The organism is Bacillus yunxiaonensis (assembly GCF_037104695.1).
In the GTDB taxonomy this organism is placed as follows: Bacteria; Bacillota; Bacilli; order Bacillales; family Bacillaceae_G; genus Bacillus_A; species Bacillus_A yunxiaonensis.
Genome location: NZ_JBAWSV010000001.1, coordinates 325362 through 347892 on the forward strand (window position 1 = coordinate 325362; position 22531 = coordinate 347892).

Consider the following 22531-nt stretch of genomic DNA (forward strand, 5'->3'; position numbering starts at 1 on the left):
TCTTTTTCAAAAAATAAGGAGGGGAAAAATAGTGAAGCAAGCAGTTTGGTTTCCAACAGACGAATATAAAGAAAAAACACGCTTATATCAGTGGATGCAATCATTGGGCTATGATGATTATGAAACATTTTATAAAAAGTCTATTGAAGATACAGCATGGTTTTGGGGAGAAGCAGAGCGAGCTGTAGGCTACCAATGGATGCGTCCATATACAGAAGTGTTAGATTTGGCAAACGGTATTCCATTTGCACAGTGGTATGTGGATGGAACTTGTAATGTCGTAGAATCTGCACTGTCTCGCTGGATTGCAGAAGATGATACGAAAGCACAAAAGGCTCTCATTTGGGAAGGAGAAAATGGAACATCAAAATCTTTTACATATGAAGAGTTAGATCATTGGGTGAGCCGCGTTGCAAATGGTCTAAAGCATTTAGGAATTGAAAAAGGGGATCGTGTAACAATTTACATGCCGATGATACCAGAAACAGTGGTTGCAATGTTAGCTGTGATGAAAATTGGTGCAATTATTTCTCCTATTTTTTCTGGGTTTGCTTCCGATGCGGTTATGACGCGTGTACAAGCAGCAGGATCCAAAATGATTATTACGGCAGACGGATTTGCACGCCGTGGTAAAACAGTTTCTTTAAAAGATGAAGTGGATAAAGCATGTGAGCATTGCCCAAGTGTTGAAAAAGTAGTAATTGTCCGTCATGCGGGGAACGAATTTACACCGCATGATTATGATATTTCATGGAATGTTCTTGAAAAAGAGAAACCATTTACGCATGCGGAAGAGATGAAAAGCGACGACCCACTTATGCTTATTTATACATCTGGCACAACAGGTAAGCCGAAAGGAACAGTGCATACGCATGCAGGATTTCCATTAAAAGCAGCATTTGATGCTAGTTTTGGTATGAATGTGAAGCAAGGTGATCGTGTACTATGGATTACTGATATGGGATGGATGATGGGGCCGTTTCTACTATTTGGTTCTCTAATTAACGGAGCAACAATGGTTATGTATGAAGGTGTGCCTGATTATCCAGAAGCAGATCGTCTATGGGAAATGGTTGATCGTTATAAAGTAACACACCTTGGTATTTCACCAACATTAATTCGTTCATTAATGGCAAAAGGTGATTCATGGGTAGAAGAGCATTCACTGCAAAGTTTAGAAGTAATTGGATCCACAGGTGAACCATGGAATCCAGATCCATGGATGTGGCTCTTTGAAACAGTTTGTAAGGGGAAAGTACCAATTTGTAACTATTCTGGTGGTACTGAAATTTCTGGCGGTATTTTTGGAAACGTCCTTATTAAACCGATTGCACCAATTAGTTTTAATGCATCGCTGCCAGGAATGGCCGCTGTTGTATTAGATGAAAATGGTGCACCAGTTCAAAATGAGGTCGGAGAATTATGTCTAGAAAAGCCGTGGGTTGGTATGACGAAAAGCTTCTGGGAAGAAGATGATCGTTATGTAAGCACATACTGGTCCCGTTTTGAAAACAAATGGGTACATGGTGACTGGGTATTATATGATGGAGAACAATACATCATTACAGGCCGTTCGGACGATACGTTAAATATTGCAGGAAAACGTATTGGACCTGCGGAGTATGAATCGATTCTTGTAAAACACCATGATGTCGTGGAAGCTGGAGCAATTGGAGTTCCAGATGAAGTGAAAGGTGAAGTGTGTCATTGCTTTGTTGTGTTACGCGAGGGCACTTCGTTTACACCAGAACTGAAAAAAGAATTAATGAGTCTAGTAAACTCTCATATCGGGAAAGCATTGTGTCCGAAAGATATTCATGTTGTTGAGGATTTACCGAAAACACGTAACTCTAAAGTGATGCGCCGCGTTATTAAAGCCGCGTATTTAGGAAAAGAACTTGGAGATTTATCTTCGCTTGTGAATCCTGAGGTTGTAACTTATATTCAAGGACTACAATCTCAAAAACAACTGTAATTTTAAAAAGCAAACTCTTTGATGCAGAGAGTTTGCTTTTTAGTTTGTGTTTATGAGCACTAATCTAGATCAAAGTAGGAAAGAGTAATAATGTATTATACAAAAAATAGAACAGTTAATTGTACATAGAATATTAAAGAAAAAGGTTTTTTATTGTGTTACATGTAACTCTATTCTTTAACAGTTTCTACCGCTAGTTGAGCAAATATATTTTTTGGGCTAGCTTCTTGTTTATTTAATATAAAATAATAAGAATATTTGATGGAGTAGAAGTCAATATTATAATTGTTAAAAGAAAAAGGAGGTTATACTTATGAATAAACAACGTGCACAGGAAATTGCCACTTCACCAGTTATGGCTAATGTAACCTATAACGGAGTGCAAATCTATATTCAAAATGTAGATGAAAATAATGAAACAGCTAGAATTTATCCTCTTGACCAACCAAATAATGAACAAGAGGTTCCTGTATCTAGCTTAACAGAGCATTAATTGTTTACATGATTTCTTAATAAAAACAGCTGTCGGAAAAAACTCGATAGCTGTAGCTTTAGAATAAAGTCCGATTGCTTATAAAAAAGAGCGAAATCCTGTATTAATAATGCGAGATTTCGCTCTTTTTTGTTATACGGACATAACTTAGTTAAGTCTTTACGATAAATTTCAAGGAGGAAATGTCTGTATGGTAACGCTTGTATTGCGTGATTTCATGCTCTTTTAAAGATATCGTACACAATAGAAAGTCTAGCACTATTTCAATATACCGAGGGATGATATAATTGTAAGAGAATACATAGTTAGCGTTAGTTATAAAACCCCTCAAGCAATAGAGGATTTGGCAGCTTAGATTTACCTTTTTTGTGGCCATTAAATTCAGTAATTAAGAGAAATAGATTATATTCTAAAGGGGAGAAATCAATGAGTGGTATGGGGAAATATAGTAATGGATTAGATGGAAATAAAGATAATATAGTTACGTTATATATTACTAGACACGGTAAAACAATGTTAAATGCTAATGAGCGTGTGCAGGGTTGGGCAGATTCTCCATTAGTAGAGAAGGGTGTTGAAGTAGCTAAAGATTTAGGAAATGGATTAAAAGGTATTCATTTTGTTGATGCTTACAGTAGTGATAGTGGCCGCGCAATTGAAACTGCTAACTTAGTATTAAAATATAGCAGGCAATCAAAGTTGAAATTTGAACAAAGAAAAGACATACGGGAATTGAATTTTGGGATTTTTGAAGGCGAGAAGAATGAAATTATGTGGAAAGTTATTGGAGATGCTGCTGGAGTTACATCAGCAGATGAACTAATGGAGTTATCTATTGAGAAAATTATTAATTTCATTGCAGCAGCAGACCATACGAAGCAAGCTGAAGATTGGAAAACCTTTTCAACTCGTATAAAAAAAGAAATTGATAAAATTAGTGAAGAGACTTCCGAAAATGGTGGAGGTAACGTTTTAGTTATATCTCATGGAATTGCGATCATGGCATTAGTAGACATGCTTGATAGTAGTAAAACAAAACTTGGATTAGAAAATGCAAGTGTAACTAAAATTCTCTATAAGGATGGAGAATATAAAGTCGAATCTGTTGGCGATATGAGTTATGCTGAAAACGGAAAAGAAAGTGTAAAAGTATAAAAGGATGTATAATGCAATAGCAAGAAAAAAGGCGGCTCCTTACTTTCATAAGAAGTCCGCCTTTTTTCTTGCTATTGATAAGTGGGATAGTGTTAACAAATGTTAATTATCTTAATCTCAAAATGTTGGCAGGATCTTATTACAATCAAGCTCATTTTTTCATTGTTCCACAAAATGAAAAAATGAGCTTGATTCTCACAGACAACTATAAAGAGATAAAATTTTCGTTTTGGGGACACTTCAACATGTTAGTTTGATGGGCAGGGGGTAGCACCATATGCCTATCAATCTAAGATAATTTTGTATCCATTTTAAAATGTAACAACATTTGTTTTATAATTTACAGATAGGGAGAGTAACATCTATCGTTGTTCCTTTATTCACTTCACTTTCAATCCATATCTTTCCTTGGTGCATTTCAATAATTTTGTAACAAATCATTAATCCTAAGCCAATCCCATCTTCTTTAATGCTATAAAAAGGTTCTCCAAGGTATGGTATACGCTCTCGAGGAATTCCACATCCTTGATCAATAAATCGAATATTGATTTGATTATTATCAGCTCTATCAATTTGAATAACAATTTCGCCTCCCGTTGGCATCGATTCAATGGCGTTTTTTAAGATATTAATGAATACTTGTTTTAATTGATTCCCTTCACAATGTATCATTGGAATAGTAGACATAACTTCTGTCTTCATTTGTACATTATTCATGAGTGCTTGGGGCTCTAGTAGCATGACAACTTGATTCATTAACATACTTATATCATTAGGCTGAATTTTCACTGCCTGAGGTTTGGCGATTGCCATAAATTCATTCGTAATGCTTTCAATTCGATCAATTTCTGATGATACTATATCTATATAGAGATGATTCGTTTTATTTTCCCCTGTTTTTAATAATTGCATAAATCCTTTCATTGCAGTTAATGGATTTTTAATTTCATGAGCGATTGCGGTAGCTAATTGACCTACAACAGCAAGTTTTTCGGATTTTCTTAATAATTCTTCCGTCTTTATTCGTTCGGTAATATCTCGAGAAATACTTAAGAAAACTTCTTTTCCATTCAACTTGAATACACGAATACTAAATTCAGTCGTTATTTTCTTTCCTGTAGGAAAAACATATTCATCTTGCAAAGTAAAAGAATCTTCCCCGTTTTTAATTTTTTCTATTAATCTTTTTATAAGGGGAGAATCCTTAGAAACAAGATCAGAAAATGGCGTACTAAGAATTTCATCTCTACTTAAATGAAACCTTTCACACCCAATCGCGTTTACCTCAATGAATTGAGTGGGAGTTCGATTTTTATCTAACTCTACCACGTATACGGCATCTGCTGCCTGTTCAAATAGGACACGATATTTCAATTCGCTTTCTTGCAATTGTTGATATAATTGCTGTCGTTCTTTTTCTGCTTGTTTTCGTTCGGAAATGTCCCTGCATATTGCAGAGAGAGCCATTATATTCCCTCTTACATCTAGAACAGGTGAAACCGTTATACTTACATCAATTAAATCCCCATTTTTTCGTTGTCTAATGGTCTCCAACCTAGTAATTGTAGATTTTCCAGACAGAATATTTCGAACAATTTCGATAGATTCGTCCATTAAGAAACTGGGTACAGAAGGGAGTTTTTTACCGATAATTTCTTGTATTGACCAACCAAATATCGTTTCAAAAGCTTTATTAACTTGTAAAATATGTCCTTCTCGATCAGATATGACAATCGCATCTGCGTTGTTATTTACAAATGACTCCAGTAATTCTTTGGTCTCTTGTAATTCACTCTCCACTTTTTTTCTCTCTGTTATATCAATTGCAGAACCAACAACTTCAATCACTTTTCCATTTCGCTTAATTGGCCTAAGTGCGATTAGCGCAATGGTTTCATCATCTGGCCAGGGTATTTCAAATATAACTTCATTCCCTTCCCACGCTTGTACATAATACTTCAGTAATTCAGGAACGAGATGGGGAGGGATAATGGAAGAATCGATAGTACGTAAACTTTTTCCTACCACTTGTTCAGAATAAAATCCATTTTGATAATAAAATTGTCCATCACACATCGTATGTATAAAGTGCGTATCTACTTTAATAAATTTAAAGATTCCTCCTTGCAGTTCATGAACAGTATCTTTCAGCTCTTGCTTCGATCTTTTTAATTTTTGATTCATTTTAAATAACTCTTCTGTTAAGGAATATAATTTTTGATAAGCTTCCATCAGAAAAAGTCCACTTAAAAGACCTAAACTCATAAATAATAAGCTTTGAATGTAAAGAATATTAGATATTACAGCAGGAATGAAGAATCCGCCTACCAATCGAATCATAGCCACATAACAAATCAGATAAAGAAAGCTAGCTTTAAACGGATGTAAGTTTTTAAAATATGTTCTAAAAATAGTAAATATAATACCTGTTCCTAATAAAGTAACGACATAAGGTCCACAATATCCATCCATATAAATAATACGCATTATTAAAATGCTAAGTAACGTAATCCAGCCGGCAGTACGACCAAAGTAAACAAACGAAAAAATGAGAGGAACAACTCGAAGATCATAGTAAAACCCCATGTATTTAAAAGAAAAGACCATCAAAATAACAGCAATGATTGCCCCATATATTTTTTCAATGAACTGGTTGGATTTCATTACAAACACTTGGATGAATATAGTTGAACTAACTAGGAAAGTAAAAATAAAAAGGTTAATAAAAAAATCTTTAATAAACATATCGTGTCCCTCCTTATATCAAACAAATTCGACAGAAAAGGATAAAATCCTACAAAATTTATTTCAAATCAGTAATTTAGATAAAAGAAAACATTTTTTAAACTGAACAAAAATCCGCTATTAATTTAAACAGAATTTTTTTGCTCTTGTTGAAATTGTAAAACTCCGGTCGTGTTACTTCATTTAGTAGCAACAATCATTATGTATGAAAAGAATCTTGTCGAATAAAGAAGGGAAAATAGTCTATGGAAAGGAAATAAATAGAAGAGGTTGGAAAAATAATGAAAGTAGGAAGAATCGGTGAAGGAAAAAATAGGTGAAGGAATTACAGCAGAGATTTATTTATGGAACGAAAAAGAAATTATAAAACTATTTCATGACAGTATTCATGAATCCCTTATTGAAAAAGAGTTTATTGTAAGCCAAGAAATTCAAAATCTTGGACTACCAGCTCCTAAAGTGGGGAATAAGGTATTTGATCAAAATAGAATGGGTATTATTTATGAAAAAATTGATGGTGTAACTTTAACCGAACAACTAGCTAAAGACCCTATGAATGTAGAGAAAGAAGCAAAAAGATTTGCTGAATTGCATTTTCAAATTCATAGCGTGAAATCTAGTGCACTTTCAGATATACGTGAAGTTTTAATTTCATATGTAGATCTTTGTAATCGATTTACACTTGAACAAAAAGAGCAGATTGTATCGTATATAGAGGCATTACCGACGAAACAAGCAGTGTGTCATATGGATTTTCATCCTGATAATATTTTAATCTCAGGGCAGGGGCCGATTATTATCGATTGGATGACGGCAGGTTATGGTAATCCATTTGCCGATGTAGCACGTACGGTCATTATATTAAAACATGCTCATCTACCAGCAAGTATACCAGAACCAGTGAAGCAAAGTATTATGACGCTGCGCCATGTATTTTGTGAGGAGTATGTAAAAGAATATTTAACTTTATCAAAAGGTACATGGAAAGACATAGAATCGTGGCTTCTACCAATTATGGCAGCAAGATTAATAGAAGGGATACCTGAAGGTGAGAAAGATGATTTATATAGGCAAGTGCTTTCTTTTCTTTAAGATAAAATAATCTAAATCAAAAATTCATGAAGGGAGAGTGCAATGCAGTATGTGGCATACATTATCTGAACCATGGAAAGAGTGTTTCAATCAAGCTTGGTTATCGTATTGTAACGGTTCATTCCCAATTGGTGCCGTTATTGTAGATGGCAGTGAAAATATCATTTCAAAAGGTAGAAATACAGTTTACGAGACGGAAGCAATGCCAAATGAAATATGTAATAACAAAATTGCTCACGCGGAAATTAACGCGATATTAAAAATAAACAATTTAGAAACAAACGCAATGCGAAAGGAATATGAATTGTATTCTACGATGGAACCATGTCCTTTATGTTTTGGTGCCATTGTAATGTCTGGGATTACAAATATTCACTATGCAGCAAGAGATAGGTTGGTCGGAGCAACTAACTTAAAAGATGGAAATGCTTATTTACAAGGGAAAAATATAAATATTTCAGGACCACACAAAGAACTTGAAATCGTGCAATTTGTTTTGAAAACAGATTTTGTATTACGGAGAGGTCATTCTGTAGATCGGTTATTACAGACATGGGAGCAAGATTGTCCTATAGGCATTGCTATCGGTCGAAAATGGTATGAGACAAATAAATTAATACAGGCGAAGCAGGAAAAGAAAGATATTTCAACTATTGTAGATGAAATAATAGCTGAATTAGAAGCTTTAAAAGAAAGCGGTGGAATAAAAAAATAGATCTGAATTTTGAAGATAGAAAATATGCTTTTGATGACATTGTCGAAGAATACGAAAAAATAAGACCAACATATCCAAAGAATGGGGGATATGTTGGTGATATAAGTTATGGGGAAAAAGGAAAAGAAATTATTAGAGTATAAAGGATGTACAAAGTAATAGAATGAGCAAAAGGCGGATTTCTTACGAGAGTAAGAGGCTGCCTTTTTTCTTTGAATCCTAAACACTTTAAAAATTTTAAAAAGTGCTAAAAATTCCCTCGATAACTTTCTCTAGTGATTTTAAATAAAAATTGAAGGGATTTTCACTATTTATAGCGAATTCATGTGGTGAAAAATGGAAGTGGAGGGATTTTTATGAAATGTTTTGTAAAACAGACTGCAAAATGGGTAACAGCTTCGACACTTGTAGCTGGGATATTATTTCCTTCTGGACTTATTGTAAGTGCTGCAGAAACGGATTATCCTGTAAAAGGGGCCTACCATTCGGCAGTTACATCTCCTGTTCAGCTGAAGACACCATTCCAGTCACAATTCATGAATAAGCAAGGACAAGATATATTCGGTCCAACCAATCCAAACTATAAAATGAACGTTTACTATGATTCTACCAATCACACTATTAAAGGGGAAATGACTGTCACTTTTACGAACAATACTCGTACGCAGTTGAACGAACTTTATTTTAACTTATGGGGAAACGCAGAAACATCTAAAGAAAATGGCGGAAGTATGTCTGTTTCTAATGTGAAAGTAAATGGGAAAACAGCAAAATTTACTGTGGATAGTACTGCAGTACATATTTCATCTGTTCAAGTTCCAAATGATCAAAAATCTACTGTATCGATGGATTTTGTCGTTCAAGTACCGGAACAGCAAGATCGTTTTGGATGGAATAAAAACACGGTTTCACTTGGAAACTGGTTTCCTATTCTAGCAGTTTACGATAAAGAGGGCTGGAATGTAGATGCTTATTTTCCATATGGAGAATCCTTTTATTCTTTAACTGGAGATTTTGATGTAACACTTACGACTGATAAAGCCCAGGTCATTGCAACGACAGGAACGGAAGTAGGTCAACCAGTTATTTCAGGAAATTTAGCAACGCATCATTATAAAGCTAAACAAGTTCGCGATTTTGCAATAGAAATGGATCCAACTTACAAAGTAAAACAAACGAAAGTAAAAAATGTAAAAATTAATGTGTATTATACAGATGAACAAGCAAAATATGCTGATTCTATGGTTGAGGCAGGGGTTGAGAGCATCAAGCTGTTCAGTGACCGCTTTGGAGAGTATCCATGGCCAGAATTAGATATCGTTGGCATGGAAGGCTGGTTTGGCGGAATGGAATATCCGCAATTAACGATGATTAGTATCGCTGGCAATCGTTCTCAAGAATGGGTCAAGCATGTTACTGCACATGAAATTGGGCATCAATGGTTTTACGGCATTATTGGAAATAACGAGCACGATGAACCATGGCTAGACGAATCATTTGCTAGCTTTGCAGCTGCGCTCTATAGCAATGAACTTGATCAACTAAAAGCGGAACCTGTCGGAGACTATCATCTTTCATATCCTATTTCAACATTTGCTGAACGTGCTGCAGAAGGCGGAATTGGAGCATATTATAGTATGATTTATGGTTACGGTTCAAGAACAGTTAATGATCTTCGTCTTGAACTTGGCGATGAAGCCTTTTACAAAGCGATGAAAGATTACTTTAAAGAAAAGAAATTTGGTGTGAGTACAACAAAAGATTTTATTCAAATTATGGAGAAATCAACCGGAAGAGATTTGACAAATTTCTTTGCGTCTCATAGGATATTTGTTTCTGACCAAGAATAAATAGAAAAACCTGCCACGAATCGAATTCGGCAGGTTTTTCTATTTAACGATAAATATCCCGCTGATAAGTTGCTACTTTCATCATATACACTACTTTGTAGAAAATATTATTATAATATGAGAGAATGAAAATAGTGAATTTTCACTCTAATATTGGTGCAATTGCAGATGAGTCTATATGGAAAATGGAATTGTTCAAAGTAAAAAAGTAATGGGGGATGAAGAGATGAATCACCATTTAGAAGAAAGAAAATATACCTTTGATGATATTGTCTACGAATATGAAAAAATACGGCCGACATATCCAGGAGAACTCTTTGTTGATATTATTAATTATTCAAAAATCGAAAAACATTCTCCTGTTCTTGAAGTTGGCTGTGGTACAGGAAAAGGGACGGCAGGGTTTGTTCAATTAGGATATAAATGTATTGATTGTGTTGAGCTTGGAGAGAAATTAGCTCAATTTACAGCTGATAAATTCAAATATGAAAAAGACGTTCAAGTGTATCAAGGTGCTTTTGAAGAATGGACTCCCCAACATAATGAATATTCGCTTGCATTCTCCGCAACTGCATTTCATTTTATTAATCCTGAAATTGGTTATCCGAAAGTAGCAAATATACTGCGGGAAAATGGAACGATGGCATTTTTCTGGACATACCATATACAACCTAATACAGACATTTTTCGAGAGATTGGAGCTTGCTATGAAAAATATGCCCCGCATTTACACCCTAACAAGTTACCAACGCCAGAAGAACTAATTGAAGAACGAAAAAGTCTTACAATGAAACATAATTTGTTCCAAGATTTAGTTGTGAAAACATATACATGGACTGATACGTATACAAGTGATGATTATATTGCGTTAATACATACACAATCTGTTCATCGTCTGCTTCAAAAAGATATAAAAGAAAAATTGTTTCATAGTATTCGTAACGTAATCGAAAAACATGGTGGCATCATCGAAAAACCACAGTTTGTTGCGTTGTATTTAGCGCGAAAAAAATAATAAGGGATATCCTTAATAAAAATTTAGGTAAGAAACAAAATGTATTCTCTAACAACGAATCTACATAAGAGAGGGAGTTTTTTGATGAATGATTTCGAATGTAAAATGTTAACGATGTGCATGGTGCAAGATGGAGACAAAGTCTTGTTAATGAATCGTCCAGATCGTTTGGGTTTTCCAGGGTACATTGCTCCAGGTGGAAAAGTCGACTTTCCAGAAAGTATTGTAGACGGAGCAATTCGAGAAGTACGTGAAGAAACAGGTTTAATTGTAAAGGATATTATTTTTAAAGGAATAGTTGAGTTCTGCGAGCCAAATACGAAGTTACGATATATGGTGTTTAATTATTTGGCAACATCTTTTGAAGGAAAGCTGCTTGAAGATCCACCTGAAGGAGAATTAGTATGGGTGGATATAAAAGATGCGCTAAATTTACCGATGCAAGATTGGTTTAGAAAAAGGTTTCCGTTATTTTTTGAACCGGGAACATTTGAATGGCACTCGGTATGGGATAAAGAGCATGATGTCATTTTAAATAGAGTGGAAAAACATTATAAAGAATCGCAACTGCATAAAGTGTGATTCTTTTATGAAAATGCCCCATTTTAAGTAAATATGTTAATATGGGGCGTTTTTTGAAATAAGAAAAGTAACGTTGTTCAAAAGAGGCTAACGATTTTGCTAATAAAACGTGAAAAATATGTGATAATGAAAATTTTATTTTATGACTTTTTCTTAGCCAAAGGTCACTATTGCTCCGGTACTTTTTTTTCTTATGATGTTGTCATAGAAAAAACAAAGGAGTGTGTAAGGATGTTTAAAAAAATGAGTGATCTTGGGAAGGCAGGAATGTTTACGGTTTTAGTTTTAATAATCGCGTCTGTTATGGGATTGGTGTTTCATGTTAGAGCGGAGGTATATATGTTTTCGCCTCTTATAGCTGTTGTAATTATGTTAATAGTTACAGGAGATGCTTTTACGAAAAAGGGCTGGAAGGAACTCGGCATTCATAAGGCTGGATTTAGTAAATGGAGATTTGCGATATGTATCCCACTCATTGTGCTAACAACCGGTTATATATTGTTTTGGTTAACTCCTTATGCTTCTATTGTAAAACCAGAAGACTTTGATGGTGCTCCGCTATGGTTTGTTTTAATAAAGCTCCTTGTTGTATTTGTACTGTATACTATTACCAGCGCATTGGGCGAAGAAATCGGTTGGCGCGGATATTTGCTTCTTAAGTTACAAAGTGTAGGCACAAAGAATGCATTATGGCTTTCTGGTTTCATTCATGCAATTTTTCATTTTCCAATTATTTTTGCAGGAATTTATTTGACAGAAGGAAATCCATTTATAATTGTGCCTCTTTTTGTAGTGATGACTATGTTTGGCGGCGTTTTCTTTGGATATGTGAGAATTACTACGGGTAGTGTATGGCCTGCTACGATTATGCATAGTGTCCATAATGTGTATTTCAATTTGATATTAGAGCAATCCACTCATTCTGAATCAAATGTTGCCCAATACCTTGGAGGCGAAAGTGGAATAATTGTTGTAGGTCTTTACGGGATAGTATGTCTTTGGATTTTGAAAAAGGGAAACAAATTGAGTGATAGGGAAATAGATGTTCTATACTATTTATCTAAAGGACTAACAAACAAAGCCATCGCTGAAAGTTTGTTTCTTTCAGTAGGCACAATCAAAAACTATATATCTATTATCTATTCTAAACTGAACGTCGAAAACAGGGCTCTAGCTGCCAAAATGGCAGTTCTAGAAAATTTAGTGCCTATTAAAAAGCAGGACCGTTAACATATGTTTACGGTCCTTACTAAAATAGCTGTATCTACTTTATTTTACACCACATTAACTACATGAACGCTCTCCTTATTTTAGATTCATACTTAAAATTTCACGTAACGTAATTAAAAAATTATTTTCTTTTTTTCAAAAATAAAAATGTTAAAAAGGAAAGCTTTAAGAATTGTTTATTCATGTTTTTAGGATGTTTATTTCAATTTTAAAAGGAAGTTTTAGGTATTTTGAAGAAAAGCTGTATGAATTGATACTAGTCTCCAAATTGGTAACATAAAAAAATGATAGATTAATTACTAATAATCTTTTAAAGAATCAAGGAGTGATTTTAGGTGTGTAATGTTGAGATAAGGAGACCACGAATTGAGGACATTGAAGAGATTCATCAATTCTTTAATACAACGATTAAAGATACGTTTGCTAAAGAAGGTTTATCGGAGTTGGTTGATGATATAGAAAAGGAAATTGAAAGTAAAAAACAATACTTGAAATGTGACTTTGATAGCAATGGGAGAAATCGATATTTTTTGATAGCTGTGGATACAAATTGTAATAAAGTTATAGGTACAATTGAATATGGTCCAGCTAGTGAATTGATTAACATTTGCACAGATAGAGCACTGAAAGAGTTATATGAGGTAGGAACTGTATTTGTACTTCCAGAATATCAAAGGCGTGGTGTAGGAACATTGCTTTTAAATGTAATGTTTCTCACTCTGTTGAATAGAGATATTAAAGAATTTTGTTTAGATAGTGGATATACAAATGCACAGAAGATATGGAAGAGGAAATTTGGAGAGCCTGATTATTTGCTGAAGGATTATTGGGGTGAGGGATTTGATCATATGATTTGGAAGAGACGCACTGATGATATGTCTATAATATTTAGTAAATGAGTAAAGTACGCTTTGGCTTAATCAAACACTAAAGTTACTAAATTTTGTACAAAGTATTTACTTTTTCATTTAACAAATCATCTCTCCCAAGATAACTGTTCCAAAGTATATGGTGACATATTACGTTGTAATTTGTTAGAACATAATTGTAGTTTATTAGAAATCGATAGATTCATAAAAAACGCCATTTTACAGCTGTTTCACGTTGTAGCAAAAACTTATTTTTACACCCTCACTTCCTCTATTTAATTTTTCGAAAAGGATATATTTTCCTAAATATCATAATACATTATAGAAAAATGCCGAGAGGGGTGTGTGTGATGGGTTTCCCGCCTCAACAACAAAGTAAACCTGGCATTGAATCCTTAATGGTACCCAGACCTATATTTGATAACCCCAATTACAAACCAGCCGGTAAGCTTATAAATAAGGTAGCACTTATAACTGGTGGGGATAGTGGAATTGGAAGGGCTGTCGCCATAGCCTTCGCGAAAGAGGGTGCAGATATTGCAATCTCATACCTAAATGAACACAGCGATGCAAAAGAAACAGAGTTCTATGTCAAAAAGTACGGCCGAAGTTGCATTACCATTCCAGGTGATATTGGGTATGAGCAGCATTGCCAACAAGCTGTAATGCGAACGATTCACCAATTTGGTCGTATTGACATTTTGGTGAATAATGCTGGTGTACTATACATAAGGAATAGTCTACTTGATGTAGATTCGAATCAACGAGCAAGCACCTTTCACACAAATGTTTTTTCGCAGTTTATTATTACGAAAGCTGCTTTACCATACATGAATTCAGGGAGCTCCATAATAAATACAACATCCCTTAGTGCCTATCATGGAGATAAAGATGCAATTGACTACTCGGCATCTAAAGGAGCCATTGTTTCATTTACGCGTTCGCTGTCATCGTCACTGGCATCGCAAGGGATTCGAGTTAATGGTGTGGCCCCAGGACCAATTTGGACTCCATTAATTCCATCTTCCTTTCCGCCAGAATGGATTACCACATTTGGAGACCATGTTCCTATGAAGCGAGCTGGCCAACCGTTTGAAGTGGCACCTGCTTATGTATTCTTGGCCTCCGATGATGCATCTTACATATCAGGGCAAATTCTGCACGTGAATGGTGGGGAAATTGTAAACAGCTAAATATCTACAAAACTAATATTAATTGTTATTATTCAAACTGGTTATTTTCTCCACACCCTTGGATGACTCACTCCTATCATAGTGTCATCCAAGGCTTTTTTTATTTCTTCCTTTCATAAGAAAGTTGTACTATGTTGAATTGTTTTACTATGCCAAATATTTGAATTTACTACATACAAAAAAATAATGAAGTTTGCCTTTTCTTTGCAAATGCGTTCAAAATAAAAATCTAATGTTTACTAACTTTACGATAACTCTCCTACCTGCAAATTGACATTTACGAATAAGCTGTAACGAAAAAAGAAGGGGATAAGTTACAAAGAGCGAAGTAAATGATTGTGTATATATTACAAATCTTTTGCACGATATTATTAAAATCAAAATCTGCATTACAAATTTATAGTGTAATTATAATAAGATAAGGATACATAATCATATTATTGTTAACTATACTTAGTTTGCTTATGATGAGATATGTACTACATATAAGAAAAGAAATATAAGGAAAGGAATTCTATTTATGAAGCGAATTGCAATTGTTGCAGCATGGGAACCAGAGCTTACGTATTTACATAAATATTATCCAAGCTATCGTAAAGAAGAACGCGCGGCTTGGGAATTTCATTTTCATAATATGAACGGGATTGAATTGATTTCTGTCATAACCGGAGTTGGTAAAGTCCAATGTGCAAGTTGTGTTCAGCTTCTTATTAGTGAATTTCAACCAGAACAGCTATTTATGACAGGGATTTGTGGAAGTTTATCAAACAAAGTGAAAAATGGTGAGATTGTTGTCGCCACTAAAGTTATGCAACATGATGTAACTGGAGCGGGAACTGGAATGGATCCGTTTGATTTATATACAGGAAGAACAGCGTGTATTCAGCCTTCAAAACATTTAATTAAAGAAATGAAAAAGTTACAACTAGTTTATACCTCTCATTATGGTACATTCATTTCAGGCGATCAACGTATTCGTAGTTCAGAAACGAGAGAATTGCTTCAAACTGTTTACGGAGCACTTGCAGTAGATCAAGAAATTGCTGCATTTTCTTACGTTTGTCATGTGAATGGAAAACCATTTCTTTGTTTAAAAGCTGCGTCAGATCAAGCGAATGATAAAACAATAGAAGAACAAAGAGTGTTTAAGATGTTAGCTTGTGAGAAAGCGTGCGAATATATGATTGCATTTTTACTGCATTTTTTTAAAGAAATTAAAGTGTAGGAATTTCACTTATGATATTTTAATTATTTGATAATAAATGTTTTAAAAAGGTATTATTGCTTGAAATAATAAAGGATTGTAATTTAAAATTTTTAGTTAGTACGTTGAAAAAAGAAAAGCTAACAAAACTTACACCTTGTATTTAATAACAAATTTATTATTAGATGGAGTTCATCCTAAGACAATTGAACAATACTTAAATCAAGATTCAATTATACAATATACAGTAACAAATAATGGAAGAATGCAGTCTGTTCCGAAAGATATCCCGACAAGGGGTGAAAATACCTCTTTTTGACACATTTTAGTATAAAAAATGGAGTCTAGTAAAATTTATTACTTGAAATTCTAAAAAAATAACGTAATCTATTATAATGGATAGGAAAAAGTTTTAGTAAAGAGGTTATGAAAATGGATAAAGTATACAACGATTTATTGAACATATTAGATGATAATAAAGTTAAAAAAGATGAACCGTTAAAACGATACACTTTCACTAAAACGGGTGGAAATGCGGATTATTTTGTTTTACCTACTACGTATCAAGAGGTACAAGACGTAATAAAATATGCAAATCAAAATAATATTGATTTTACTATTTTAGGTAATGGTTCAAACTTAATTATTAAAGATGGCGGTATTAGAGGGATTGTTCTGAATTTAACTAAATTAACTAATATCGCATTGAAAGATAATAAGATAATTGTTCAAAGCGGAGCAACTATTATTGATACTTCTAGATTTGCATTAAAAAATCATCTAACTGGATTAGAGTTTGCTTGTGGCATTCCAGGAACAGTTGGCGGAGCAGTATACATGAATGCAGGAGCATATGGTGGCGAAGTATCACATGTTATTGAAAGTGTATTAGTTTTAACTAGAGATGGCGAGATTCTTAATTTAAATAAAAATGATTTAGAATTAGAATACAGAAACAGCTCTATTTCTAGAGAAGGATATCTTGTGTTAGAAGCGACTTTTGCTTTACAAGAAGGTGAATATAATATAATCAAAGAAAAAATGGATGAATTGACATTTTTGCGTGAATCAAAACAACCATTAGAATATCCTTCTTGTGGCAGTGTTTTTAAACGTCCTCCAGGTATGTTTGCTGGTAAGTTAATTCAAGATAGTGGGCTGCAAGGAAAACAAATAGGAGGTGCCCAAGTATCTACTAAGCATGCTGGATTTATGGTGAATATAGACGAAGCTACAGCGAGTGATTATGTAAAACTTATCCGATATGTGCAGGAAACGGTCAAATCTAAATTTAACGTAGAATTAGAAACAGAAGTAAAAATTATTGGAGAAGATTTAGTATCTTAATAGTAAACACCTCTCGAAATGAGAGGTGTTTTTTTATTTGGGACAATTAGCGGTTGTAAAACATCTATTTATTTTTGTATCTTCCAATATCCTTTTATTGTAAAATACTTATAGATGGGAGGATTGTACATGAATTTTGAAGATAACAGAGTACTAGGAATTCAGTTGGGTGCTTTGCTAGTGACAGAAAATCATAGATATTTAGTGATTAAGAAAAATGACCATTATTCTTTACTTAATATTGAAACAATGGAATGCAGTATATTAGAGGTAGCCTTGGAACATATTGAAGAAGTGATGGCAGAGGATTTGCAGGAAACAGTGAAACAAATTATTCCTGCCGAGCATTTGAAACTTGTTGCGAAGAATATTGTATGAAAGGGCGTCTTGCGCATGGATAATACTGAATATTTTGTTATTAATGATTTGAAAGTGTTACAAGCGCAATTTGAAGAGTTGCTACAAGCACAGATTCAAAGTAGCAAGGAATTTGAGGATTGGTTGCGGCATCAGTCTAGATTGTTAGATGAAGTGGATGAACAACTAAAACAACATTATATTCAATTTCAATGCAGCACTTATAACCAACAAGTGAAAGAAGCATATGATTTTGATCAAAAACATGTGCAGCCATTAGTGAAACACTACAAAAGCTTACTAGACAATAAATACTATGAATCTCCATTTCGTTTGCAGCTAGATCCTGAATATTTCGGTTTATTTAATAAAAAAGTAGGAAATGCGATTAGTTTGTTCAATGAGAAAAATATAGCTTTAGAAATTGAAGAAGATGAGTTAGTAACAAAGTATTTCGAGATTACAGGTGACTTAACAGTAATGTGGGAAGGAGAAGAAAAGCCGTTAAGCGACATGCAGGTGTATCTTCAAGATTCTGAACGTACTGTTAGAAAAAATGCAATGACTCTTATTCAAGAAAGTGTATTATCGGTAGAAGGGGATCTGCAACTCATTATGGATAAGTTAATTGCGTTGCGACATCAAAAAGCTCAAAATGTCGGTTTACAAAATTATCGTGACTACATGTTTAAAAAATATGAACGCTTTGATTATACAGCAACAGACTGTTTTGAATTAGCAGAAGCAATGCGTCAGTATGTTATCCCGTTACAGAAGAAATTTCAAGAAAAACAACAAAAAACTTTGGGAGTAAATACTTTTAGACCTTGGGATGTAAGAGCTGTTCCGACAAATGAGAAACCGTTACAGCCGGTACAAAATGTAGACGAGTTAGTAAAAAGAAGTTTTCATATTTTAGAAAATGTTGATCCGCGTTTTTCAGCATTACTGCAGGAGATGAATGAGAATAATCTCTTAGATTTAGAGAGCCGTAAAGGGAAAGCTCCAGGTGGTTTTTGTGAATACTTACCTACTTCTAAACAATCATTTATTTTTATGAATTGTTGCAACACCCAAGATGATGTAGTGGTGCTTTTACACGAAATGGGTCATTGCATTCATAATGAGCTTATGAAAGATATTGAGATTCAACAATATCGAAATGTACCGATGGAATCAGCAGAATTGGCGAGTACAACAATGGAACTCCTGACAATGGAGTATTGGGATACATTCTATACAAATAAAGCTGATTTTAACAGGGCAAAGCGTGAGCAGCTTAGGTTAATGGTAGAGTATTTACCTATTATTATCGTAGTTGATCAATTTCAGCATTGGATGTATGAAAATCCAAATCATACGCATGTGGAAAGAAAGGAAAAGTTTCAAGAACTTGCAAGAACATATGACTCTAACTTTGTGAGCTGGGAAGGTTATGAAAACTGGTTAGCAACAAAATGGTTGTCTATTTTACATATTTTTGAAGCTCCTTTTTACTATATTGAGTATGCAATTGCACAAATAGGTGCCTTACAGATGTATAAACAATATAAAGAGAATCGAAAACAAGCTTTAATTAATTATAAAAAGGCGCTATCTTTAGGAAGTACAAGATCAGTAAAAGAAGTGTATGAAGCAGCAGGCATTCGTTTTGATTTTTCGTCGCAAACGATTAAAGAGTTAATGGAGTTTGTGGAGAAAGAATTAGAGTTATTTGAAGAAGAGTAATAAGATGTTGAGGTTTTAATTTACAATAAATGTTCTATTATTAGCTAGTACAAGAAGAACAGTTAAATTCCAAAACAGATTTTGGATAGTTTCAAAATAGGGAGGGTTGGCAAAGTGGAAATATCTGCATTACAAAGAGAGGTTAGAGAGTTTAGTAAAAATAAAGGTTTTGAGAACTCAACGATTGAAGAAAGAACTTTATTTTTGGTGACAGAAATTGGAGAGGTCGCTCAAGAAGTCTTGAAAATTTCTTCCAATCCGGATTCTGATAATATTAATGAACTAAAGGAACAGTTAGGTTCTGAAATATACGATGTGGTATGGAATCTTTTTGATCTTGCTAACAAACTCGATATTGACTTAGAAGATGCATTTAGAAAAAAGAGTGAGGTAAATAAATATAGACATTGGGATGTATAAAAACAGTTCGTTTCTATATTTTCATTCACTTTATTATGGGCACTTTGAAAATTATGATCACAAATATCGCGCGAAAGCTAATGGTATTATGTTTGAGGTGTCTAGTTAAAGATGTTCTATAAAAGAAATAAAACAGCTTTTAGAAACGTTTTTGCAAGTAATTAATAAGATATATATATCATAATTATATTATGTAAACTGTATACGAGATGTAAAGAGATAAAAATGTTCTTTAACTAATAATAAGGAGTATGAGCCTAATATTTTGAAAGTTAGAACTTTTATTCTATTATAGTATTAGAAATACTGAAAATTCGGAGTGGATTATTATGGAATGCGTAATAGGGGATGTAAAAGTTCATTATGAGATTTATGGTTCTGGAAAGCCGATTATCATGCTTCATGGTTTTTCGCCCGATCATAGACTAATGTTAGGGTGCATGGAACCTGTTTTTGTAAAAAGAGAAGGTTGGAAACGAATTTATATTGATTTACCAGGAATGGGACAAACGAAGGGGAACGAATCTATTCAAAACTCAGATGGAATGTTAGATCTTGTTTTAAAATTTATAGATACGATTATTCCAAACGAATCTTTCTTAATTGCAGGTGAATCATATGGTGGATACATAACTAGAGGAGTTATATCCAAAAGAAAAGAAAAAATAGATGGCGCAGCATTTATTTGTCCTATGATTATTCCGGACATAAACAAGAGACGGCTTCCTCCGCATACCGTCATTTACCGAGATGAAAAGTTTTTATCTCAGTTAAGTACGGAGGAACGTGAGAATTTCAGCTTGAATTTTGTAGAGCTTAACGAAAATAATTGGCAACGTTATCTGGAAGAGATTATACCAGGAATTAAAATAGCAGATGAGGCGTTTTTAACAAAAATACAGAAGCAATATGCTTTTTCATTTGATGTAGATAATCAGCTATCTCTGTATGAAAAACCAAGTCTCTTTTTATTGGGCAAACAGGATTCAGTGACAGGATACAAGGATGCTTGGGAGATTCTTGATAAATTCCCCCGAGCTACTTTTGCTGTTTTAGATAAAGCAGGGCATAACTTGCAAATTGAGCAGGATGTTTTATTTCAATCATTGATAAACGAATGGTTAAATAGAGTAGAAGAAAATATTGTGGCTTTTGAATAAAGATTAATAATTCGTAAAAGAAATGATTAAAAATCCTGTTTCATGCAGGATTTTTTCTTATTAAATTAATGTATGCAATGTAGTGAAACTATTAAAAACGAATGGTCATTCATTCATTTTTGTGCTAAACTAAAAATACAGAATATTCAAAATTAAGGAGGAGAATATGATTATTAAAACAGGTGACGTTTTTACATGGGAAAGAACTTTTACTAAAGAAGATGTTTTACAGTTCGGAAGTTTTTCAGGCGACCAAGGTAGGCATCATATTGAGTATGATGAAAAAGGTCGTTTAATGGTACAAGGTTTATTAACTGCAAGTATAGGAACGAAAATTGGTGGTGATGTAAATTACATCGCAAGAGAAATGGTAACTGAATTTATTCGACCTGTTTTTACTGGAGATACCATTACATGCGAAATAACTCTTACAAATGTTGAACAAATGGAAGGTTTTAAAAGGGTAGAAATAAAGTCAGTATATCGCAATCAAAATGGGAAAGAAGTAATGCTAGGATCAAGTCATGGAATCATTCGAGACTGAACATTTTAAAATTGAAAATATGTTAATAAAATTTGTTGACATAAAAAATGATTAGGTGCCATACTATATATATGATTATAATGCGGGCTAGTAAAGCTAGCCTATTTTCATCACCATATAATTAGTCCCCTAATTACATGGTGATGAAAGTAACTGCTTAACGATTTAAAAGAAGAAAGAAGGTACATACATGAGCAATATGAAAGATTCGGAAAAAACGGAAGATGTTTATGTTGTTCCGCCTGCTGGCTCGGATACTAAAGTAATAAATTACAATGATGCGGTTCCTACACTTATACAATCTAAGCGTCAAATTGATCGTTATAATTTAGATATTGACGCCCAAGCTGTTCTCGTTGCGGTTAGGCTAATGGCAGCAGGAACTAAGCTTGGACATGCTACGGAGATTCATTTCTCTAGATTTGGTTTATCAACAGGACGCTATCGTTTACTGGCAGACCTTGAAGATAACGAAGGAGAAGCATTACCTTCGCAATTAGCTGAACATCTAGGTGTGACACGTGCTACAGTGACAGGTCTAATTGATACCCTTGAGCGAGATGGCCTCGTATCCCGTCGACCTAGCTCAAAAGATGGGCGTCAAAAATCGGTCATTTTAACGGAGCAAGGAGCGAAGAAGCTTCGTGAAATGGCTCCAGAGCATTTCGCAAGGCTAGAAGCTATGGTCGGCTTACTTAGTATCGAGGAGCGCAGTGTATTTCTCGACCTGCTTGGCCGAGTGACAGAAGGCATCTCAGCACTTACGGATGAACTAGACGAATAGAAGAAACTTATGAACAACAGCTAAAAAGGGCTAGTAAAGCTAGCCTATTTTCATCCTCATATAGTTAGGTTCC

Annotated in this window: 20 protein-coding genes; 19 read left to right on the top strand and 1 reads right to left on the bottom strand. The window is 34.1% G+C overall.

The genetic code is table 11. The annotated features are described in order from the left end of the window. The first annotated feature begins 31 nt into the window (after positions 1-31). The 3 genes from WAX78_RS01670 to WAX78_RS01680 all read left to right on the top strand — a co-directional run bounded on the left by WAX78_RS01670 (position 32) and on the right by WAX78_RS01680 (position 3623). Complete coding sequence (locus WAX78_RS01670) at positions 32-1975, top strand: AMP-binding protein (protein ID WP_336480564.1); 1944 nt, start codon at positions 32-34, stop codon at positions 1973-1975. 313 nt (positions 1976-2288) lie between these two features. Next, the gene (locus WAX78_RS01675) at positions 2289-2468 is read left to right on the top strand and encodes a small acid-soluble spore protein H (protein WP_336480565.1); all 180 of its coding nucleotides are present in this window, start codon (positions 2289-2291) and stop codon (positions 2466-2468) included. A 435-nt stretch (positions 2469-2903) separates the two neighbouring features. Next, entirely contained in the window at positions 2904-3623 is a 720-nt protein-coding gene (locus WAX78_RS01680; protein ID WP_336481334.1) for a histidine phosphatase family protein, read from the top strand. Between the two features lie 333 nt (positions 3624-3956). On the opposite strand, the gene WAX78_RS01685 is transcribed toward WAX78_RS01680, so the two are convergent. Next, the gene (locus WAX78_RS01685; RefSeq protein ID WP_336480566.1) at positions 3957-6368 is read right to left on the bottom strand and encodes a PAS domain S-box protein; all 2412 of its coding nucleotides are present in this window, start codon (positions 6366-6368) and stop codon (positions 3957-3959) included. A 300-nt stretch (positions 6369-6668) separates the two neighbouring features. Here WAX78_RS01685 and WAX78_RS01690 point away from each other — a divergent pair, with 300 nt between their 5' ends. From WAX78_RS01690 to WAX78_RS01765, 16 genes are all read left to right on the top strand, one after another. Then, entirely contained in the window at positions 6669-7460 is a 792-nt protein-coding gene (locus WAX78_RS01690; RefSeq protein ID WP_336480567.1) for an aminoglycoside phosphotransferase family protein, read from the top strand. Positions 7461-7509: 49 nt separating this feature from the next. Next, positions 7510-8175, top strand: coding sequence for a nucleoside deaminase (locus tag WAX78_RS01695; RefSeq protein WP_336480568.1), 666 nt, complete (start codon positions 7510-7512; stop codon positions 8173-8175). 356 nt (positions 8176-8531) lie between these two features. Continuing rightward, on the top strand, positions 8532-10025 hold the full coding sequence (locus tag WAX78_RS01700) for a M1 family metallopeptidase (RefSeq protein WP_336480569.1): 1494 nt from the start codon (positions 8532-8534) through the stop codon (positions 10023-10025). A gap of 178 nt (positions 10026-10203) precedes the next feature. Then, positions 10204-11040, top strand: a complete 837-nt coding sequence (locus tag WAX78_RS01705; protein WP_336480570.1) for a class I SAM-dependent methyltransferase — start codon at positions 10204-10206, stop codon at positions 11038-11040. Positions 11041-11124: 84 nt separating this feature from the next. After that, a complete protein-coding gene (locus WAX78_RS01710; RefSeq protein ID WP_336480571.1) occupies positions 11125-11622 on the top strand; it encodes an 8-oxo-dGTP diphosphatase in 498 nt (165 codons plus the stop codon). Between the two features lie 231 nt (positions 11623-11853). Further along, positions 11854-12852, top strand: a complete 999-nt coding sequence (locus WAX78_RS01715) for a LuxR C-terminal-related transcriptional regulator (RefSeq protein ID WP_336480572.1) — start codon at positions 11854-11856, stop codon at positions 12850-12852. 335 nt (positions 12853-13187) lie between these two features. After that, positions 13188-13751: a GNAT family N-acetyltransferase gene (locus tag WAX78_RS01720; protein ID WP_336480573.1), complete on the top strand. Its 564-nt coding sequence runs from the start codon at positions 13188-13190 to the stop codon at positions 13749-13751. Between the two features lie 320 nt (positions 13752-14071). Beyond that, positions 14072-14914, top strand: a complete 843-nt coding sequence (locus WAX78_RS01725; protein ID WP_336480574.1) for an SDR family oxidoreductase — start codon at positions 14072-14074, stop codon at positions 14912-14914. 520 nt (positions 14915-15434) lie between these two features. After that, entirely contained in the window at positions 15435-16139 is a 705-nt protein-coding gene (mtnN, locus tag WAX78_RS01730; protein ID WP_336480575.1) for a 5'-methylthioadenosine/S-adenosylhomocysteine nucleosidase, read from the top strand. 405 nt (positions 16140-16544) lie between these two features. Next, on the top strand, positions 16545-17465 hold the full coding sequence (gene murB / locus WAX78_RS01735; protein WP_336480576.1) for a UDP-N-acetylmuramate dehydrogenase: 921 nt from the start codon (positions 16545-16547) through the stop codon (positions 17463-17465). 129 nt (positions 17466-17594) lie between these two features. After that, on the top strand, positions 17595-17843 hold the full coding sequence (locus WAX78_RS01740; RefSeq protein ID WP_336480577.1) for a hypothetical protein: 249 nt from the start codon (positions 17595-17597) through the stop codon (positions 17841-17843). Between the two features lie 15 nt (positions 17844-17858). Next, entirely contained in the window at positions 17859-19550 is a 1692-nt protein-coding gene (locus tag WAX78_RS01745; protein WP_336480578.1) for a M3 family oligoendopeptidase, read from the top strand. Between the two features lie 114 nt (positions 19551-19664). Beyond that, positions 19665-19970, top strand: coding sequence for a MazG nucleotide pyrophosphohydrolase domain-containing protein (locus WAX78_RS01750; RefSeq protein ID WP_336480579.1), 306 nt, complete (start codon positions 19665-19667; stop codon positions 19968-19970). A gap of 326 nt (positions 19971-20296) precedes the next feature. Beyond that, entirely contained in the window at positions 20297-21130 is an 834-nt protein-coding gene (locus tag WAX78_RS01755) for an alpha/beta fold hydrolase (RefSeq protein ID WP_413789163.1), read from the top strand. A gap of 166 nt (positions 21131-21296) precedes the next feature. Then, entirely contained in the window at positions 21297-21674 is a 378-nt protein-coding gene (locus tag WAX78_RS01760; protein ID WP_336480581.1) for an FAS1-like dehydratase domain-containing protein, read from the top strand. Between the two features lie 190 nt (positions 21675-21864). After that, entirely contained in the window at positions 21865-22458 is a 594-nt protein-coding gene (locus WAX78_RS01765; RefSeq protein WP_413789146.1) for a MarR family winged helix-turn-helix transcriptional regulator, read from the top strand. Positions 22459-22531: the final 73 nt, after the last annotated feature.